We start from the raw sequence: 17177 nt of genomic DNA on the forward strand, positions 1-17177 counted from the left end.
CTCATTTGAACAAATGTGCTATCCTATTCCCTTCATCTTCAGATAAATCGCTCGGATAGCCAGGCCTTTCCTCATATTTTATAGTATTTTTTGCTGAGAAAACTGTTAATAAAGTTTAATTAAAATTTTACTGTATATTTTATTAAGGCTTTGACCTTTAAAAATAAGGATAGCTAAAAGCCTGCTTTTTTACTTATGAGGTTTTTAATTTATATTTTTTAAAAAATAATTATATTGTTATTATTTAAATATGCCCCTTTTATTGTATTAATATTAACTCATATAAAAAATGAGGTGATCTATGGAACCTCTTGGTCACGCCCATATACAGCCTAATAGCGCCGAACCTGAAAAATTAAGAAGTTTAGCGCCTAAGGGCAGCAAGAGTGAACAACGTGTTCAACAGTACATTCAAAAAACCTTAGAAGCTACAAGCCACCAAAAAGAAGTTGAAGTTGGAAAAGTAAAAAGTGCTTTCGCTGAAGAAGCAAAGCTGAGCAAATACCGGGAGGAGTCGGTAAAAAAATTTCAAAAAGTTGGTGAGCATTATGGCGGAACTAAACTTCTTAACCTTAAAGGAATGACTTTTGTAGTTCCACTAGATGCAGAAAAAGTGGAACAGGGGTATCAGGAAAAAAAACAGGAAATTGCTTCACGCATTTCAATTATCGAAGATAGGGAGCATATCCAACAGGCTAGAAGCTGGCAAAATTCAAGCACCACAGTCGCAGATCTGCTTAAAGATGCCGAGTCTTTAAAGGGAACATATGCCGGGTTTTTAAGAGAAATTGCCTTCCAAAATAATGGTGAGGCGCATTTTGGCCCTGATGATATGTTCATTACCAAAAGCGAAAGCAGTTTGAGACGCAAAGTGAATGACGATATGAAAATATTGGGTAAAACAGAAGAACAATGTACCCAACAAGCGGGAGATTCCTTGCGGGGAACGGTTGTATTGGAAAAGCCTGAGAATATTACAGGTTTCGTAAGAGCATTCCAAGAAAAATGCCAAGAAAAAGGCTATGATGTCACATTTAAAAATGTCTGGAAAGAGGACAGATCTACTGGATATGTGGGTGTGCATGCTAAAGTAAAAATGGTGACGGACCAAGGAAAGACGGTGCTTGCCGAATTACAGCTTCACCTGCCGCAGATCTATGACGGGACCATTGCTTGCGTCAAAGAACAAAGCCACCATATCTATGAATATGCTAGAGAGGCCTACGGTCCAGGAAGCGAGGAAACAAGAAAGCCGCAGCCTCCTTCTTTCGCCAATGGAATAAGCAAGCTACAGTTTCTTAGTCACATGCTGGATATACAAAGAAAACCCTCACAAATAGGAAAAGTCTTATGAACAGTCATGCAAACAATTACAATTATCTTTATTTAGAGCCGGGTTATTACGCACGTTTTAACAAGGATGTAGGAAATAGCCAGCTGGAAATCTACCGTCCAAATACGAAAACCTGGGTAGCAGAAAACAACCCCAAAATGATCAGGCGTTTTAATCAAGATGGCTCCCAAATTAGCTATCAGGAATTTTTAGAACATAATAATGAAAAAAATAACCCATCCTTTGTGTCTAAGACTTAAGAGCCTGATTGTCCTCCTAGCTTGGCATTAAACGTTAGGAGTTGGCTTAAATGGCAAGGCTTAGCCATCGGCAAGGGGATACTCCTGCTGATGGCTACTAAGTCTGGCATTCTGCTGAAAAAGTAAGCCTTAATGGCTTAAAATAAGGGGAAGACACAACCGCTCTCTTTTCAGCGCATGTGGCTGTAGTGGCCAATTTACGCCTCCTACATGAGGCATCTTTCTCCTATTATCGTAAGGTTGAGCAAGCGTTCGCGATTAGCGTCAATTATTTTCCTCTTAGTTGATTTTTAAGGGGGAATCAGGGTGGCAGGAAAGCACATTCAAAAAGAAGAGGAATACAGAAGGACTAGCAGAATTTATCCATCCTCTTTACTTGTTTTTGGATGGTCCCAATCATTTGGTAAAAATGAGTTGGGGATGAGTCTAGCAATAAGATTTTGAGTCAGCCTTTGATGAGATAGCTTTACATCCTTTCCACCAAATTTGCACAAGGGCAGCACTAAAAAACTCCCAAATTCCAACAACAGAAGATAGCTATCGACGCCCCTTTCTCAGGCTATACTTAAAATAGCTGCCTTGATTCTTGTATATCCTAAAATTTTTTATTTTTAATTTTCCGATAGGCCTTTATTCTCGTGAAATCTAAGGGGTATTAACTTAATAAAGCCTATCCAGCCATTAAATAGCCAATAAGAGATAAATTGAATTTCAATTCAGTTGAGTCTTTTTATATATCCATTATTTCAAAAAATGCTGAGGCACTTTTGCTATCCTTCCCTTAGTGAAGAGTTGCTTTTTTTTCAAGCGAAGGGGGTTCCCTCATTGCCTCTCTCGATTTTGCGCTAAGATAGAGAGGGCCTAGCTTACTGAGAAAAAAAATATTCGCCGTAGGTTGCGGCCCATTAAAGAAAATATCGACTATTTTTTAATTTCCCCTGCAAAGTTAAAGAGGTTGCCAAAATATTGAGCAAAATAGAAGGAGAAGATATAAAAAAAGGGTAGAGGTTTCATGAGAAGAACTGTTGTGTGGAAATCCCTAGAAGATATCGGGCATTTCATAAAACATTGCGCGAAAAATAAGAGGTTACCGTTAAAGAAACCAGGACAAGTTAGAGATATGGTGGTGATGGAGCGTTTACATTCGCTTAAGAAGGATGGTCGAAGAAGAAAAAGCAATGCTTGTCCAGCTGTATAGCTCTCTTTCTCACAGATTTGTAAGGATACCTTATTAGTATCCAAGAATAAAGCCACTTTATCTATCAACATACCCTTTTTGCAGCTAGTTAGTATAGATAGAGGGAAAGAATCATTAAAATAAGGAGCGTTCAAATGAATTATAATTATCTTTATTTAGAGCCAGGCTATTATGCACGTTTTAGCAAAGATATAAAAAATAGCCAGTTGGAAATCTATCAACCAAATACGGGAATTTGGGTAGTAGAAAACAACTCCCGAATGATCAGGCGTCTTAATGAGGATGGCTCACAAATTAGCTACGAAGATTTTTTAAAATATATAAATGGCAAAAATGATTAATCATTTGGAAAACTCTGATGCTGATCCTAACTTTCCATTAGACTCCGGTGTTGAGTTTTAAATGGCAAGCTACAGCTAGAATTCAAGGGCGATTCCCTTGCACTAGCTGTGAATAGCCAATCTTTGAATAAAAAGCTTTGTGCTTATTTATTGCTGCTTCTCTGCCTAAATCCAAATTAAAGCCCTCGTTAGCTAAGAAAAAATAACCAGACCAAAATATAAACGTCTTATCGGTCTATCTCTTCTTTGTGATATCTCGAGAAGGTAGTTAAAGTCTGGGCAAAAGAGCTTGCACAAGATCAAACGGTTAAGAGGGGAGCCAGAAAAGAAATAAGTGGAAGAATGGCTAAAAGAGATGAAAAGTAGGCAGCGTCCTTCACCATTCCACGAAGGACTGGAAGGATGTTTATAATGAATATATAGAGAATCGTTTAAGTTAGTTTAAATACAAGTCAGCAAAAAAACTTGCAGTAAGAGCTGAAAAGATAGGAAGTAATCATTGGCACTTAATTTAAAACTGTGTACACCTTTTAATTGCACCGAGTTTTTCTAGTAGTTGCATAAACCGAACAAAGGAGATTTCCTTATGACAAGTTTATTTCTTGCTTTCTTGCCTTTATTTTATTACATCAACTCGCCCGTGATTGAAATGCGAGAACAACCAAACCAAGAGTCAGAAATCGTTTCTCAGGCGTACTTTGCTGAAGGAATTAAGGTTCTTGAAGAGGCGCACGACTGGATAAAAATTGAAACCACCGTGGATCATTATAAAGGGTGGATCAAAAAAGGCTCGCTTTGCCAAAGGCAAGATTCTTTCCTATCAAATTCCTCCACAACGTTTGCAAAGGTCAATCGATGTGCAGCCCATCTTTATAGCGTACAAGACACTGTCTATGGGCCCATCTTAACGTTGCCTTTTGAAAGCAAGCTAGAAGTTTTAGAGCCTAAAGAAGAATCCAATAGCCGTTGGATCAAAGTCTCCTTAGTCGATGGGCGTGAAGGGTATATTCAACGAGGGGATGTGGCGGTTAATCCAACTTTCGTAGGTCGTGAGCAAATGTGCAACTTAAGTTTGCAGTTTTTAGGCTTACCTTATACTTGGGGAGGCCGCTCTAGCTTTGGATATGATTGCTCTGGTTTTGTGCAAATGTTATATCGCCAAATGGGAATCTATCTGCCACGCGATACAAAAGATCAAATTAATTGGAAAGGCCTTACAGCTATTTCAGTAGAGGAGCTGTCGCCAGGAGATTTGATATTCTTTGGTTTAGCAGAGGATAAAATCCGCCACGTAGGCCTGTATCTAGGTAATAATCAATTTATCCATGCGACTGTCGCTGAAAATTTACCTTACATTCGTATCAGTAAACTATCAGATCCTGAATGGAACGGTTCGGGTAGGTTTATCTATCGTGCAGCCCGTAAGTTAAAAGTTATGAGCGAGGATTAGCGAACAACGCTTTATGCCTACCCTCGATCGTTACAAATGAGCGAAAGGAGTGGAAGATTTCCTCCTTTCTATTGCCGATCAAACTTTCGAGCAAATATCTGGTTTTTGGAATGATGAGGAGCCTATTTCGGTCCCGGATTTATGGAGAAATTCAATGAGCCATTTGGGAATTTAACGAGGATCTTGTGACAGGAAAAAATACGAAAAAAGCTCGAAAGTGGAGCTAAGAGCATGAATGTATAAGTTGAGTTTTACTCTATTTGCCAAATCTAATAAGACGTGAATCTCGATTCAAGTTTGTGCTCATGACTACAAATGGCTGCAAGTAACGAATCAGGGCGTTGCTATTGGGGCTACGATTTCACTCATTCTCAGTGTTGCCTTAGCTTGCCACGGATGAGGACTGTTGTAAAATGAACTCCAGAGGAAAATTAGCCTCACTTAAAAATAAAAATTTATAAGTGAGGCTAATATAAAAAAAGCCTTAAGCCATTAGTTTAAGGAGACAGACCTTTCGAGTTATCGCATTACTTTAGACGAAATAAACGCCCTAATTGCTTCTTCGAGTACCACGGGCCAGTCTTCTCGAATCCCTAATTTGCTTAAAATAAAATCTTTTTGGGGCTTTTCTTTAATCTCTTCTTCTAAGTTTTTAATCTCACGGGTGAGTTGAATGGCATCCGTGACTGTGGGAGCCAAACCATTTCTCACAAGAACATCCTCATATGTCTCGTGACCAATCTGGATGGTTGGAATACCAGCTAAAATAAATTGTGGCCCCATACTCGTTTGGTAATAGAAGGCCGCATCGGCTATTATTTGCGCATCGTCAGAGGAAAAATCTGATAGGATGATTTTGGCCCTTGTGCTTTTTGGCTATGCTCTGCTAACCATGCTGACACTTGTTGCCCATCTTGATTTTCTACTTTTGCTGAGGGGTGTTGTTGAATAATGACTACTATATTGCTAAGGTCTGTTATTTCCGATGCCTGAGATAAAAAAGAAAGAAAGGCGGGGAACGCTTCCTCAAAGTAGTCTTTGTTATTTCCTCCAAAATAGACCCATATTTTTTGCCCTTTGTCTTCAATTCCCTTTCGCCTTAAAAATTCTGAGCGCCTGCTGTCATGATCCGTTCTTCTTTGTTCGGCTACTTTTTCTGCTTGGCTAATGGGATAATAGCCAATTCCTAGGCGTGGTTTGCCCGCAAAATCTATTTCTTCATTTTTCTTACTATAAATCTTAGCATGAGCTAAAGCCTCATTCGCAAATAAGATGCCTTCTGCAGCTCGCATGACTTCAGCGGCAATCGAAGAATAGTTTCCCGGCACCAAAGGTTCTGGATTATCATAATAGGCAAGGCGGGGTACTTTAGCTGCATACGTGGCCAATGCTTTTTGGATTTTAATGTCGAATTCGTCCCCCACATCGGTAAGCACGAGAGAAGCCGTAGAACAAACTTTAGCTATTTCCTTAGCCAAATTGTCTTTTTCTTCTGAGTTTAGGTTTTTTAAATCAAAAGAAGATTTAACCGCAATGCCTCGTGCTCGCAATTTATCTAATGCGGCTCCTGTTGCTGCGTGAATTTGAACGTCAAATTGTTGCTCGGTTAATACTTTAGCATAGGTTGCAAAATGATCTGCTGGTGCTCCATGACAAGAAATGAAGCATATTGTAGCTACGGGTATAGAAACTGACATAAATAAATCTCCATAATTAAAGGTTAATTTATGCATTTAAACCCCTTTTATAAAGAGTTAATATAAGGATTAATTAATCACTTATCTAATATCAAGATAAATAAAATGTGATCGCAATATAATTATTTCCTTATTACGCTAATCATGGGCTAATTCATCGATGACTTTTTAATTTTTGCTATTGTTTTTTGGCTTTCATTTTAAGTTTATAAACTCTGGCAAATGAGGCCGGGTTCGCTCTATATCTCTTCAGTCGGGTGCAGCTACCGGATGTTGTCCAATTAACTTACAAAATATCTACGAGCTTTGTTTAGCAAAATACCGTATGACTGTCACCACTCTCTCCAAAGGAAGCTTAAGAACTCGAGTATAAAAAAAGGGGGGGGCTCTTTGCGATGACGTATCCTAAACTCAAGACCAGCGCTCAGGGAACAGGTTATGCGGACGATACTAGTTAAGTTGAACATCCATTCTGTGCTTTTTACAGCTAGAAGGGGGGAGAAAAAGCGCATAATTTTTTCTTTTTTTGATTTAATTATTGCAAAAAAAATCGACGAAGGGATAAGATTTCTTCTTTAATTAAGCGTGAACGACATTGCTGGGGTGTAGCCAAGCGGTAAGGCAGCGGTTTTTGGTACCGCCATGCGAGGGTTCGAATCCTTCCACCCCAATTACGACTTAAATACTGGAATAGTTAAATGCCCAGTCAGTCATCGCACTTGCTTTTATTTTCCGGTTCATCGCATCCGGTTTTAGCTCAGCAAGTTGCTGATTACCTGGGAGTTAAGCTTGGTCAAGTTCAGTTAGAGCGTTTCCCAGACGGAGAAATATCCGTTCAAGTTCTGGAAAATGTGCGCGGGCGAGATACTTTCGTCATTCAACCCATCGCTCTCGATCCTAACAATTACTTGATGGAGCTGCTAATTATGATCGATGCTCTTAAGCGAGCATCTGCCCACAGCATAGCAGCCGTTATCCCTTATTATGGGTATTGTCGGCAAGACCGCAAAGATAAACCTCGCGTTCCGATTACAGCTAAGTTAGTCGCAAACCTCTTAGTTGACGCCGGAGCAACGAGAATCTTAACGATGGATTTGCATGCTGGGCAACTTCAGGGTTTTTTTGATATCCCTGTTGATAATTTGCAAGCGCGACCCCGTTTAGGGGAAGCCTTTAACGATTTGATGCCAAATGATTTTGTTGTGGTGGCCCCTGATGTAGGAAGCGTCAAACTCGCAAGAGATTACGCCCATCAGTTGGGAGTGGATTTAGCCATCGCAAGCAAGCATCGCATCAATGCGTCACATGTGCAAGTTGCGACTTTATTTGGGAATGTCAATGGAAAAGATGTACTTCTCGCTGATGATATGTGTTCCACCGCTGGAACGCTAGTGTCAGCTGCGAAAGCGTGCCAAGAGAAGGGAGCCCGTCGGATTTTTGCTGCAATTACGCACGGTTTATTTATTGGAGATGCCGTCGCAAAAATTGAAGAAAGTCCCATTGAGACGGTGCTCGTAAGTAATACGATCCCTTACACAGATCGACTTAGTTCATCAACTAAAATTAAAATCGTTTCTGTGGCAAGTCTCTTAGGCCAAGCAATTAGCTGTATTTTATCACGGCAGTCCATCTCTTCTTTATACGAATTTAACGAAGCGTAGCATTGAGCGATAGCTAAACTTAGCGCTTTGCTTGCAGCAGGTTCAGAAATTTACAGGGGAAACCTGTCTGCTTTTCACTTAACTTAGGTTTTTGGAGGATCCATGAAACTCAAAGCTTTTAAACGAAATGTTGAAAAAAAATGTAGCGTCAAAAAGCTGCGTCGCGAAGGAAAGATTCCTGCAGTTATTTATAAAAAAGGAAGTTCAGGCGAAGAACTCTCCATAGATGGTCAAATGTTTACAGCTGCTCTTCGTAAAGTTGAGCCAGGCCATCTTTCGACTACGGTATTTATCCTTGAAGAAGAAGGAAGAGCCGAGAGACAAGTCATTGTTAAAGAAATCCAGTATAACGTCACAAACTACGATGTGATCCACTTAGATTTCGAAGAATTAATCGAAGGCACACCTGTCAATGTAAAAATACCTATTGAAATTGTCGGCGCTGCTGATTGCCCAGGAATTAAATTAGGGGGCGTTCCACGCCAAGTTATTCGCGCGATGAAAGTCCGATGCTTGCCAAAGGATATCCCAGCATCCTTCCCGGTTGATATTTCGACTTTGTCGTTGGGAGAATCAAAACGACTTTCCGATTTGCAGATTGCAAACACGATTCGTCCTTTGATGAATTTGAGTGAAGTTGCGGTTGCCATCGTTAAACGTTAAGGATTGAATTTTGGAAGAAGTGTCCAAGCAGTACCTTTTTGTAGGACTGGGAAATCCAGGGAAAAAGTACGAGATGACTCGCCATAATATCGGGTTTCTTGTCATTCAAACTTTTGCCCAGCAGTTTGGATTCACACTTGTACCAGATAGCAAATTTAAAGGAGTGGTAGCAAAAAAGAAGTTTCACTTAGGAGAAATTCACCTTTTGTTACCCACCACTTTTATGAATGAAAGTGGGCAAGCTGTTAAACGTTATGTGGATTTTTATAAAATTCCCCTTTCGGCCATGACAGTTGTTGTGGACGATGCAGATCTTTCCTTTGGAGCCATACGCTTAAGATCGCAAGGAAGTGCAGGTGGGCATAACGGACTTAAAAGCTTAATTAGCCACTTAGGAACTACCCAATTCGTCCGATTACGAATGGGAATTGGTCGTCCAGCTCCAAAAAGTTCACTGGATGATTTAGCAGATTATGTATTAGATAACTTTTCACAAGATGAGATGCCTCATTTAGTCCCTTTTTTGCAACAAGGGACTAGCGTTTTAGAGAGATTATTGACTCAAGATGTGGCAACAGCCATGAACTTTGTCAATAAAAATTCTTAAGGCATCTCACCAAACTTTATGAGGCCATCACATGTGGCCGGGAGAATAAGCAATGAGTGAAAAAAAGCAACATTTATATGAGGGGATGTACGTCATCAGCGCGACATTAAGCGATGAGGCACGTAAAAAAGCCCTGGAGAAAATTCAAAATGGAATTACTGAACATGGAGGAGAAATCCTAAAAGTTCACGACCAAGGAAGACGCCGATTGGCCTATCAAATTAATGGGCATCGTGAAGGGTATTATTATTTACTTTATTTTCATGTCAATCCAGCCGCCATTTCTGAACTTTGGCATGATTATCATTTAAACGAAGATCTGATCCGTTTTATTACCTTGCGAACAGATAAAGTAATGGAAAAAATTGAGTTTAAATCTTTGGTTGAAGCACAGTAAGGAGTATTTAAATATGTCAACAAGAAACACAAGGCGTGGGCATTCAAAAGATCAACGCGCACGTAAGCGTAAAACATGTCCTTTTACTGCTGCGGGGATCACTGAAATTGATTACAAAGATGTGAATACCCTCAGCAAGTTTATTACAGAGCGAGGTAAAATTCTACCGCGCCGCATTACTGGTGTCTCAGCCTATCACCAAAAACGTTTAGCAGAAGCCATCAAGCGAGCACGTCATATCGCTTTGTTGCCATTTGTGGCTGAAGTATAAGATTAAAAGATTAGGAGATAGTCTCATGGCACACAAATTGCTATTAATTGAAGATGTAGAAAACCTTGGACGCAGTGGAGACCTTGTATCCGTTAAACCTGGATACGCACGCAATTTCCTTTTACCCCAAGGCGTTGCCGTTCTTGCTGATAAACGAGCCCTTAGAATGCGTGCGCGTTTGCAAGAAGAGCGAGAAAAGAAAGCTGCTATTGACAAATCTGAATCAGAAAAAATTGCAGCTCAATTGGCGGGAGTCACTTTAACGTCTATTGTAAAAGTAGACCATGAAGGACATATGTATGGTTCTGTGTCTATTACAGATATTGTCCATCTACTCTCGGCAGAGCATCAAATTGAATTAGAGAAGCGTTCTGTAGGCTTAAAACACCCTATTAAAGCACTTGGAGTTTATACGCTTCCAGTAAAGCTTAAGGAAGGGGTCACAGGATCATTTACTTTGAAAGTGATTTCAGAAGAAGCTAGCCAGCAAGCAGCAGAAGCTGACAACGCTGAAAAGAGTGAATAAGATCTCGAGTTTTTACTACAAAGAGCCCAGCGATGAGCTCTTTGTAGTGGCTATTTCCTACCTTTAGAGCTTATTTATGCTGACTCTCTACTCTCCTGCCAAAATTAATCTTTTTTTGAAAATTCTTTCCAAACAAAGTGACGGCTATCACCGTTTAGCCACTTTAATGCAAACGATTAGGCTAGCGGATGTTTTGCATATTTCACTTGCAGATTGGGATGAACTGACTTGTACCGACCCTTCTATTCCTACCGATGACTCAAATTTGATTTTAAAAGCCGCCAAGCTATTTAGAGCCATAAGCGGTTTGTCTGTGGGGATTAAAGTTCACTTAGAAAAAAAGATTCCTCATCAAGCTGGTTTAGGGGGGGGAAGTGGAAATGCTGCTACTACTTTGTGGGCGCTTAATGAACTTACAGGCAAGAAGCTATCCACCCAGGAATTATTGAGGAGCAGTGAAAAGATTGGCTCGGATGTCCCTTTCTTTTTTTCACAAGGCACTGCCTTGTGTACGGGGCGAGGGGAAATTGTGCAATCTCTTGCGCCATTTTCAAATCAACCTGTCACAATCATTAAGCCGCAGGAGGGGTTAGCTACAGCCCAGATTTATGGCAAATTAGATTTAAAAGAGATTGGCAAGGAAGACCCCGATTTATTGCTTGCTTCTTTCATGGACCCACAACAGGCGCCTATTTTGGTCAACGATTTAGAAAAGCCAGCTTTTAGCTGTTTGCCTATGCTAGAAGACCTAAAGCGACAGCTGCAAAAATCAGGGTTTAAATCGGTCTTGATGTCGGGAAGTGGGTCTGCATTTTTTTGCCTAGGCCATGCAAATATCCATTTGCTTAAAGGGATGTTTTACTGCCAAACATCTTTTCTCAATCGCTCACCAGGGAGCTGGTATTCAGTTTAAGGCTTTCTTTTAGCTTATCGATAAAGCAAGTTGTCTCATCAAGAGAAAGAATATCAGCTTGAATATAAGGGGTTGCGATTTGCAGTAGCTGGATCTGAAAATTTTGGGGAGAAAGTGGCGGCCGAGTATCCAGATATCCTTCTTCAATTAAGGCTTCTTTTAATTTTGATAACGATTGTTGTCGAAAACCTTTCAGACGCTCGTCTTGCTTGGCCGATAAGATTTCAATAAGGGCAGAACTGCTGTATTGAGTTTGCTTAGCAATCTCAAGCAAAGAGCTTAAATACTTATCGCTGACACCGCTGCGAGTCAAAATTTCAGCATCAATTGCTTTTCCTCTCCCTACATGCCAGTAGTCAAAGAAATGCTCAAGGATTGAACCTTTGCTTGTAATTTTTTTCCAACTCTTTTCGTTTCCGAAGCAACCTTGAATTTTTCCAAGCTCCATTTGTTGCTTCAGTTGCCCATAAGTGTGGATTTGCAAATATTGAAGATAATAAAGCTCTTCCGCCTCCTCTAATAGGTGATAGACGTGTACATGCCCTTTTCCTAAATGTGGGAGTATGGGAGAAATTGGAAAAGATCTGGCATATTCAGCAAGAGTTTCCTTAGATGCTGGTTTTCGAATTTCAGCTTTAACAGGGAGGGGAATCATTTTTTCTAAAGTTTGCATGGAAGACAAGGGGATACGGCTAAAGCGTAGGTTCCCATAGCTACTGATAACATGTTCCCAAGCATATACATCTGCTTCGCGGCAAGTAAAATAGAAAATCTGCCTGCCGGTTGCTGCAATTTCACAAAGAGATCTAGCAATCTCATGAAATCGCTCGGAGTCTGATCCGCTTAAAGTCTCATCTAAAAAATAGGGAAGAGGCTTTTTTTCTTTTTCGATGAAAAGATTAAAGGCTAATCTAACCGCTAGGATGAGTTGAGATTGCGTTCCGCGCGAAAGCTCATGCAACTTTTTACTTTCGCAAGATTTTGTATCGTAGGCTAGAAATTCAAATCCAGAGGGTGTTTGTTCGGGAACGACTAAAGAATAATGGGCCTTTGTAAAGCGGGAAAACCACTCATTGGCGATTGAAAATACCTCAGGCTGGCTGTCTCTTTGGTAATCGCTCTCAATTTTATCTAAAAGAAATTGGCCGGCGATGCCCAAGCCAAACTCTTCAAATGATTGTTCAAATTTTGTTTGCTTTTCAAGGACATTCATTTGGGCATTTTCCATTTGATAAGCATTCTCAGCAAGCTGAAGGGCTTGCTTGATGGCGGTTTTTTTTTCGATCAGGGGTTCTAAATTTTTAGCAGAAAGCAAAGATGCCTGCTGCATGTTTAGAAGCTCAGCATGGGAAAGGTTTAAAAGGTGGGGATGCAAGAGAAGGCGTTGTTTTAAAACCTCTGCCTCAATTTGCTTATGCTGATAGGTTTGAAGAAGTTGATGGTAATTAGGAAATCGATCCAAACATTCTAGAAACTGTTCCTCTGAAGAGCAGCCACATCGCTTATAAAAAGCATGGATATTTTCTTCTAAACTATCCCGATCTTGTTTCAGATGATTAAGCTGTTCTTGTAAATGGGAGAGATGATTTTGGCAAGCTTGTATTTGTTCAACCTGGTGGCGAATGTCTAGGAATATTTGCCAGGCAGATGCATGAGGAGTGGGCTCTTCCTGGGCAAAAAAGCGAAAAAATGAGCCCAGCTCTTCCAAAATCCTTTTTTCATTTTGCCTGTATGATGCAGCTTGCTGTTGGGAGTTTTCGATCTCAATCTGGGTAAGGAGAATGCTTTTAATGCATTCATAAAGAACAGGATAGGAAACATTTTGCTCGTTTTCAAAAGAAAATTGCTTGAGCGCCGAAACAGTCTGATCCCATTGATTTTCTAAGTTTTTTTCATAAAATAATAGTTCATCCCGCAGGCTTGTATCCTCTTGATACCGTAAAGCTTTTCCATAATGGCCCTCTACTTCATTTAAAATAGGCCTAACTTGCTCGGCACTCCACTTATCGGGAAGAGGTAAATTTAAAGCTTTATATTGATTTTGAAACCCTATCTTATTTTGATTGGCAAGGCTATAAGGGGGCTTCCATATCCATAAAAGCAGCGTAGCTAACCCACATGCCGAGCCAGTTAAAGCCCACTTCCAGGGGAAATTAGAAAGTAGGGGGATGAAAAGAAAAAAAAGGCTTAAAAATAGGATCATTGAGCAGGTAATCCAATGGAAAATGGAAGGAGAAGAAGGCGTGGTACCCCACAGGTTCAATAGGGCTATTCCTTCGCGCAATTTTTCCAGAGGGTAGGGAGAAGAGTGGCTATTAAGAACATGTAAGCGCGTTTGCAAGATATCCCGCTTTAAGCTGAGTTTTTCATACTCTTGCATCAATTGCTGCACATGCGAGACCTCTTCCAAAGTAAACGGGGGAATATTTGGCAAATGGGCAAAGGTTAGGTATTTATGAAGAATCTGGTTAGCCTGGGTGAGGGCTTGCTCTACCCGATTTTTTTCCTCTTGAGCTTTTTTTAAATGTTCTAATAAAGATTGAATATGCTCTAAAGTTTGGGAAGAGGGCAGGTCAAGATGTGAAAAAGGAAGAGAGTGAAGAAATTGCTGCTTTTTAGCGACCTCTGATTGAGTTTTGCTTAGGCGCCGATCGTACTCTTGTTTTTGAGTGTGAAACTGCTGATAAATCTCTCGATCATTTTCTTTAAATTTTTCCAATTGAGAAGGATAATGGCTTAATTGATTTGTTAGAGCTTTTATCAGCTCATCGAGCGCTTTCCAACGCAAAGCATCCTCTAAAAAGGGAAGTAAAGCTTGAGAATGGCTTGCAGCCTCAATTTCTTGCTCAATTTTAAAAAGAGAGTCTTCTTCTTGTTTGAGAGTTTTTTGGTGTTCCTTCGCTAAACGAAGGCTTTTTAAAGCCAGATCGAGCTCCTGTTTTTCTGATCTTCCTTTAAATCGACCGATTGTAAAAAAAGGATGGTTTTTTACCAGGCTTAAGTCATATCCCCCGCGAGCTTGCTTAGCAATTTCTGCCGCAAAATTTTGGTCTGTTGCAGAAGAGAAAAGATCGTCGATCGTTAAGGTATAGCAAGAGGCGTAGGCAGGGGGAGGTAGCTGCTTTTGTAGCTCTGCATGAGGAATACATTTCCAATGCTTTCCCTCTAAGCTAATTTCAATTTTTTGGTCTTCTTCCATCCATACGCTATGCAAAGAGAGGGGCTCTAAGGAATGGGAAAGAGAAGGCCATAAAAGGGCTCGAATGGCTTTGCAGGTAGTTGTCTTACCTGCCCCATTCCCTCCAATAACCACATGAATATGCGCATTTGCTAAATGCTCTTGAGTATAGCGAAGGCCTTGCTGGAGAAAACCAGGCATGCGACGGATGTTGAGGTAATGAAGTTTCATTCCTTTTCCTTTTGGCTTAAGAGAAGATCGAGGGCTTGATATCCAGCTTGCAAAAGCCATACTTTTAGCTTGTCGTCAGAAATTTCTGCTGCAGAAAAGGGGGGATACTTTTCTTGCATGGAAGCCAGGCGTAAACGGGCAGATTGTAGAAGGGCATCTGTTCCTGGTCGGTTATTTTCTAAATCGATTAATTGTTTTGCTAAAAGGCCGGCTGGATCCGCTAGCTCACTTAAGTGTTGTAGATCGTAAGGTGGTTGCGTGCGGTTTTCCACATGCTCGATAAAGTATTCCACGGAATCAGATGAAAAAATCACCCGATTTACCATCTTGTGGATAAAACTTGGGATTTGCTGGTAAGCCGGATGGCGGCCTGTTAAAGTCAAGCGGCATCCCACTGTTTGCAGAAACGGGGAATTTTTGCTAATCGAGGCATGCAAAGAGGAGAGCTCTTGAATGATTTTTTCCTCAAAATTTTCTGCGTTCACCTGAGCAATAGAGAAGTGGAGATGTTCCCAACGGATTTTGGCAAAAGAGAGAAACGTTTTTTTTGGTTCCTGATTTGGCAAAATTTCTAAAAGGTGAGCCCCGTGATCTCCATTTTCCCCCACATCTAGCCCTTGCGGAGATCCGCAATAAAAAACCAGGGGATTTTGGTTGAGAACAGTAGGCTTGTGAATATGCCCCAGCACCCATACTTGGGGTGGCAAATTTATAAAATCTTGAACTTTCACAGGGGCGTAACGGCTCAAGGCTGATCCCGGACAATCGCAGTGTAACAAGCCAATAATCGTATCTGCTGTCTGGATAGAAGAGAGGTCACCTTGATAACGGTGAAGTGGATTATAAGGCACATGATTCTGCGGAAAAGACCACCCATCGAAGCGAACGATCCGGTTATTTAAAGCAAGGGAAAGAGATTCCCATTTTCCTTCTTTGCCTAATAAATGAAAAAAAGGTGAGGAAAGTGTTTGGGCAAGTTTTCGAAAAACAGTCGCATCGTGGTTTCCTGCCACAGCAATCAGGGGAATTTTAGCCTCGATAAGAGCTTGGACCCCTTTTTCAAAAACTCGAAATATTTCAAAAAAGAGATCATCTTGATCGACCACATCTCCACACAGCAAAACCGCGTCAATTTTATTTTCTATAGCTAAAGCATACTTGACAATTTCTTCCCAAACAGCTCGTGGGGTAAATTGGTTAGGAATCAGCTCTTCAGGTAGTGGGGAGGAACTTCGACCTAAATGTAAATCTGCCAAGCAAAGCAAGCGGATAGGATCAAGCATGGTTTGCACATTCATGCCCTTCTTTTGGCAAAGGTTCTTCGAGAGGCTTGGCCTACTAAGCCTAACATTTTAAGTAAATGTTGCTCGCGCTCAAAATCGGGATTTGGCGTAGTGAGCAGCTTATCCCCTATAAAAACTGAATTAGCTCCAGCCATAAAACAGAGGGCTTGCTCAGCATCTGACAAGGGAAGCCGTCCAGTAGATAAGCGTACCCTTGCTTGAGGTATAATCAGGCGGGCTGTAGCAATCATGCGTAGCATCTCCCAAATTGGAATAGGAGCCTGGCTTTCAAGAGGGGTCCCCTTAACAGAGGCAAGCATGTTAATAGGCACCGAATCAGGATGAGTAGGAAGGGTTGCTAAAGTGTGTAGCATGCTAATCCGATCCTCAGTTTTAGGCGATCTTGATAATTTCTGGGTGTAATAATGCTAGGATAAAACTCTTCTCCCGCATCCAAGCTATGGTGATAAGAGTGAAGGCCTGCTTCTTTAACCGCCTGAATTGCCCGTTCAAATTCGGAGCTACTGCGGCCTTGCCTGCAGGCGGCACCCATGCAAAAATGGGGGCTTCCTCCCTTTTTTGTGCTTCTGGCTGCTGCTTCCAAGATAAGATCTAATAAAGGGGAGGGATAAATAGATGAAATTTCTTCCCGGGTCCAATCATGGCGACTTACATATGGCATAAAAGAGCTCCTTGACAAGGATAGAATCGTACTGAATAAACGAGATTCTCTCAACCAATTATGCATCTAAATACAGTTTTCAGAAGGCAAATGTTAAATCGAGTTTTTGAAAAGAGGAGTCAACGGTATTAGGTTAACTATTAGAACTCTGGAGGTTATTAAGAGCTAATCGAGCAGTACCTTTTATTTAATCCTTAAAATTAAAACTTTTTGCGAGAGGATGGATTAAAACAGCGGCTGCTTTCTCTCTTAAAATTAAAGGGTTCTAGAGATGGTTCATAAGTCATCCAATATGAGAAACCAAAATAAGAATGCCAGGCGTTAAAAAGATAGAAGGAATTAAAAAAATTTAAGCCGTTGTCAAATATCATTGCCCTTCATTTATAGCGTATGATAATAATCATCCCATTTTTGGCTTAAAACTCTACAAATAACGGAGGAGGGAGCCCTTATTTGTTTTCGTATAAGTGCCGGTTTATTTAATAA

The 17177-nt window shown here is 40.7% G+C and carries 17 protein-coding genes and 1 tRNA gene; 12 read left to right on the forward strand and 6 right to left on the reverse strand.

Annotated features, from left to right (window positions below; translation table 11 throughout):
• Window positions 1–301 precede the first annotated feature (301 nt).
• The 4 genes from PARA125_RS04720 to PARA125_RS04735 all read left to right on the forward strand — a co-directional run bounded on the left by PARA125_RS04720 (window position 302) and on the right by PARA125_RS04735 (window position 4582).
• Window positions 302–1354, forward strand: a complete 1053-nt coding sequence (locus tag PARA125_RS04720; RefSeq protein ID WP_213157586.1) for a hypothetical protein — start codon at window positions 302–304, stop codon at window positions 1352–1354.
• The gene (locus PARA125_RS04725) at window positions 1351–1593 is read left to right on the forward strand and encodes a hypothetical protein (RefSeq protein ID WP_213157587.1); all 243 of its coding nucleotides are present in this window, start codon (window positions 1351–1353) and stop codon (window positions 1591–1593) included. Before PARA125_RS04720 ends, PARA125_RS04725 begins: the two co-directional genes overlap by 4 nt.
• A 1332-nt stretch (window positions 1594–2925) precedes the next feature.
• Window positions 2926–3132, forward strand: coding sequence for a hypothetical protein (locus tag PARA125_RS04730; protein ID WP_213157588.1), 207 nt, complete (start codon window positions 2926–2928; stop codon window positions 3130–3132).
• Between the two features lie 586 nt (window positions 3133–3718).
• Entirely contained in the window at window positions 3719–4582 is an 864-nt protein-coding gene (locus tag PARA125_RS04735; RefSeq protein ID WP_213157589.1) for a C40 family peptidase, read from the forward strand.
• Window positions 4583–5101: 519 nt separating this feature from the next.
• On the opposite strand, the gene PARA125_RS04740 is transcribed toward PARA125_RS04735, so the two are convergent.
• Both PARA125_RS04740 and PARA125_RS04745 read right to left on the reverse strand, forming a co-directional pair.
• Complete coding sequence (locus tag PARA125_RS04740) at window positions 5102–5365, reverse strand: hypothetical protein (RefSeq protein WP_213157590.1); 264 nt, start codon at window positions 5363–5365, stop codon at window positions 5102–5104.
• A gap of 32 nt (window positions 5366–5397) precedes the next feature.
• Window positions 5398–6279 (reverse strand): hypothetical protein, encoded by an 882-nt coding sequence (locus PARA125_RS04745; RefSeq protein WP_213157591.1) that lies wholly within the window; start codon window positions 6277–6279, stop codon window positions 5398–5400.
• A 599-nt stretch (window positions 6280–6878) separates the two neighbouring features.
• Here PARA125_RS04745 and PARA125_RS04750 point away from each other — a divergent pair.
• The 8 genes from PARA125_RS04750 (at window position 6879) to ispE (ending at window position 11317) form a co-directional block, all read left to right on the forward strand.
• Window positions 6879–6950 (forward strand) — tRNA-Gln (locus PARA125_RS04750).
• Between the two features lie 27 nt (window positions 6951–6977).
• A complete protein-coding gene (locus tag PARA125_RS04755) occupies window positions 6978–7940 on the forward strand; it encodes a ribose-phosphate diphosphokinase (protein WP_213157592.1) in 963 nt (320 codons plus the stop codon).
• A 102-nt stretch (window positions 7941–8042) separates the two neighbouring features.
• A complete protein-coding gene (locus tag PARA125_RS04760; RefSeq protein WP_213157593.1) occupies window positions 8043–8603 on the forward strand; it encodes a 50S ribosomal protein L25/general stress protein Ctc in 561 nt (186 codons plus the stop codon).
• 19 nt (window positions 8604–8622) lie between these two features.
• Complete coding sequence (gene pth, locus PARA125_RS04765; protein WP_349305689.1) at window positions 8623–9210, forward strand: aminoacyl-tRNA hydrolase; 588 nt, start codon at window positions 8623–8625, stop codon at window positions 9208–9210.
• A gap of 52 nt (window positions 9211–9262) precedes the next feature.
• Window positions 9263–9607, forward strand: a complete 345-nt coding sequence (rpsF, locus tag PARA125_RS04770) for a 30S ribosomal protein S6 (RefSeq protein WP_213157595.1) — start codon at window positions 9263–9265, stop codon at window positions 9605–9607.
• 13 nt (window positions 9608–9620) lie between these two features.
• Window positions 9621–9878, forward strand: a complete 258-nt coding sequence (gene rpsR / locus PARA125_RS04775) for a 30S ribosomal protein S18 (RefSeq protein ID WP_213157596.1) — start codon at window positions 9621–9623, stop codon at window positions 9876–9878.
• Between the two features lie 25 nt (window positions 9879–9903).
• Window positions 9904–10404, forward strand: a complete 501-nt coding sequence (gene rplI, locus PARA125_RS04780; RefSeq protein ID WP_213157597.1) for a 50S ribosomal protein L9 — start codon at window positions 9904–9906, stop codon at window positions 10402–10404.
• Between the two features lie 76 nt (window positions 10405–10480).
• Window positions 10481–11317, forward strand: coding sequence for a 4-(cytidine 5'-diphospho)-2-C-methyl-D-erythritol kinase (gene ispE / locus PARA125_RS04785; protein ID WP_213157598.1), 837 nt, complete (start codon window positions 10481–10483; stop codon window positions 11315–11317).
• Here ispE and PARA125_RS04790 read toward each other — a convergent pair.
• From PARA125_RS04790 to PARA125_RS09780, 4 genes are read right to left on the reverse strand one after another with little or no spacing between them, the layout of a single operon-like run.
• Entirely contained in the window at window positions 11283–14726 is a 3444-nt protein-coding gene (locus PARA125_RS04790) for an AAA family ATPase (protein ID WP_213157599.1), read from the reverse strand. The genes ispE and PARA125_RS04790 overlap by 35 nt on opposite strands.
• Window positions 14723–16024: a metallophosphoesterase family protein gene (locus PARA125_RS04795; RefSeq protein WP_249274204.1), complete on the reverse strand. Its 1302-nt coding sequence runs from the start codon at window positions 16022–16024 to the stop codon at window positions 14723–14725. Before PARA125_RS04795 ends, PARA125_RS04790 begins: the two co-directional genes overlap by 4 nt.
• Complete coding sequence (locus PARA125_RS09775) at window positions 16021–16383, reverse strand: biotin synthase (protein ID WP_249274205.1); 363 nt, start codon at window positions 16381–16383, stop codon at window positions 16021–16023. The genes PARA125_RS04795 and PARA125_RS09775 overlap by 4 nt, the downstream gene beginning before the upstream one ends.
• A complete protein-coding gene (locus PARA125_RS09780; RefSeq protein ID WP_249274206.1) occupies window positions 16368–16691 on the reverse strand; it encodes a biotin synthase in 324 nt (107 codons plus the stop codon). The genes PARA125_RS09775 and PARA125_RS09780 overlap by 16 nt, the downstream gene beginning before the upstream one ends.
• Between the last annotated feature and the right edge of the window lie 486 nt (window positions 16692–17177).

This window comes from Parachlamydia sp. AcF125, assembly GCF_018342475.1.
In the GTDB taxonomy this organism is placed as follows: Bacteria; Chlamydiota; Chlamydiia; order Chlamydiales; family Parachlamydiaceae; genus Parachlamydia.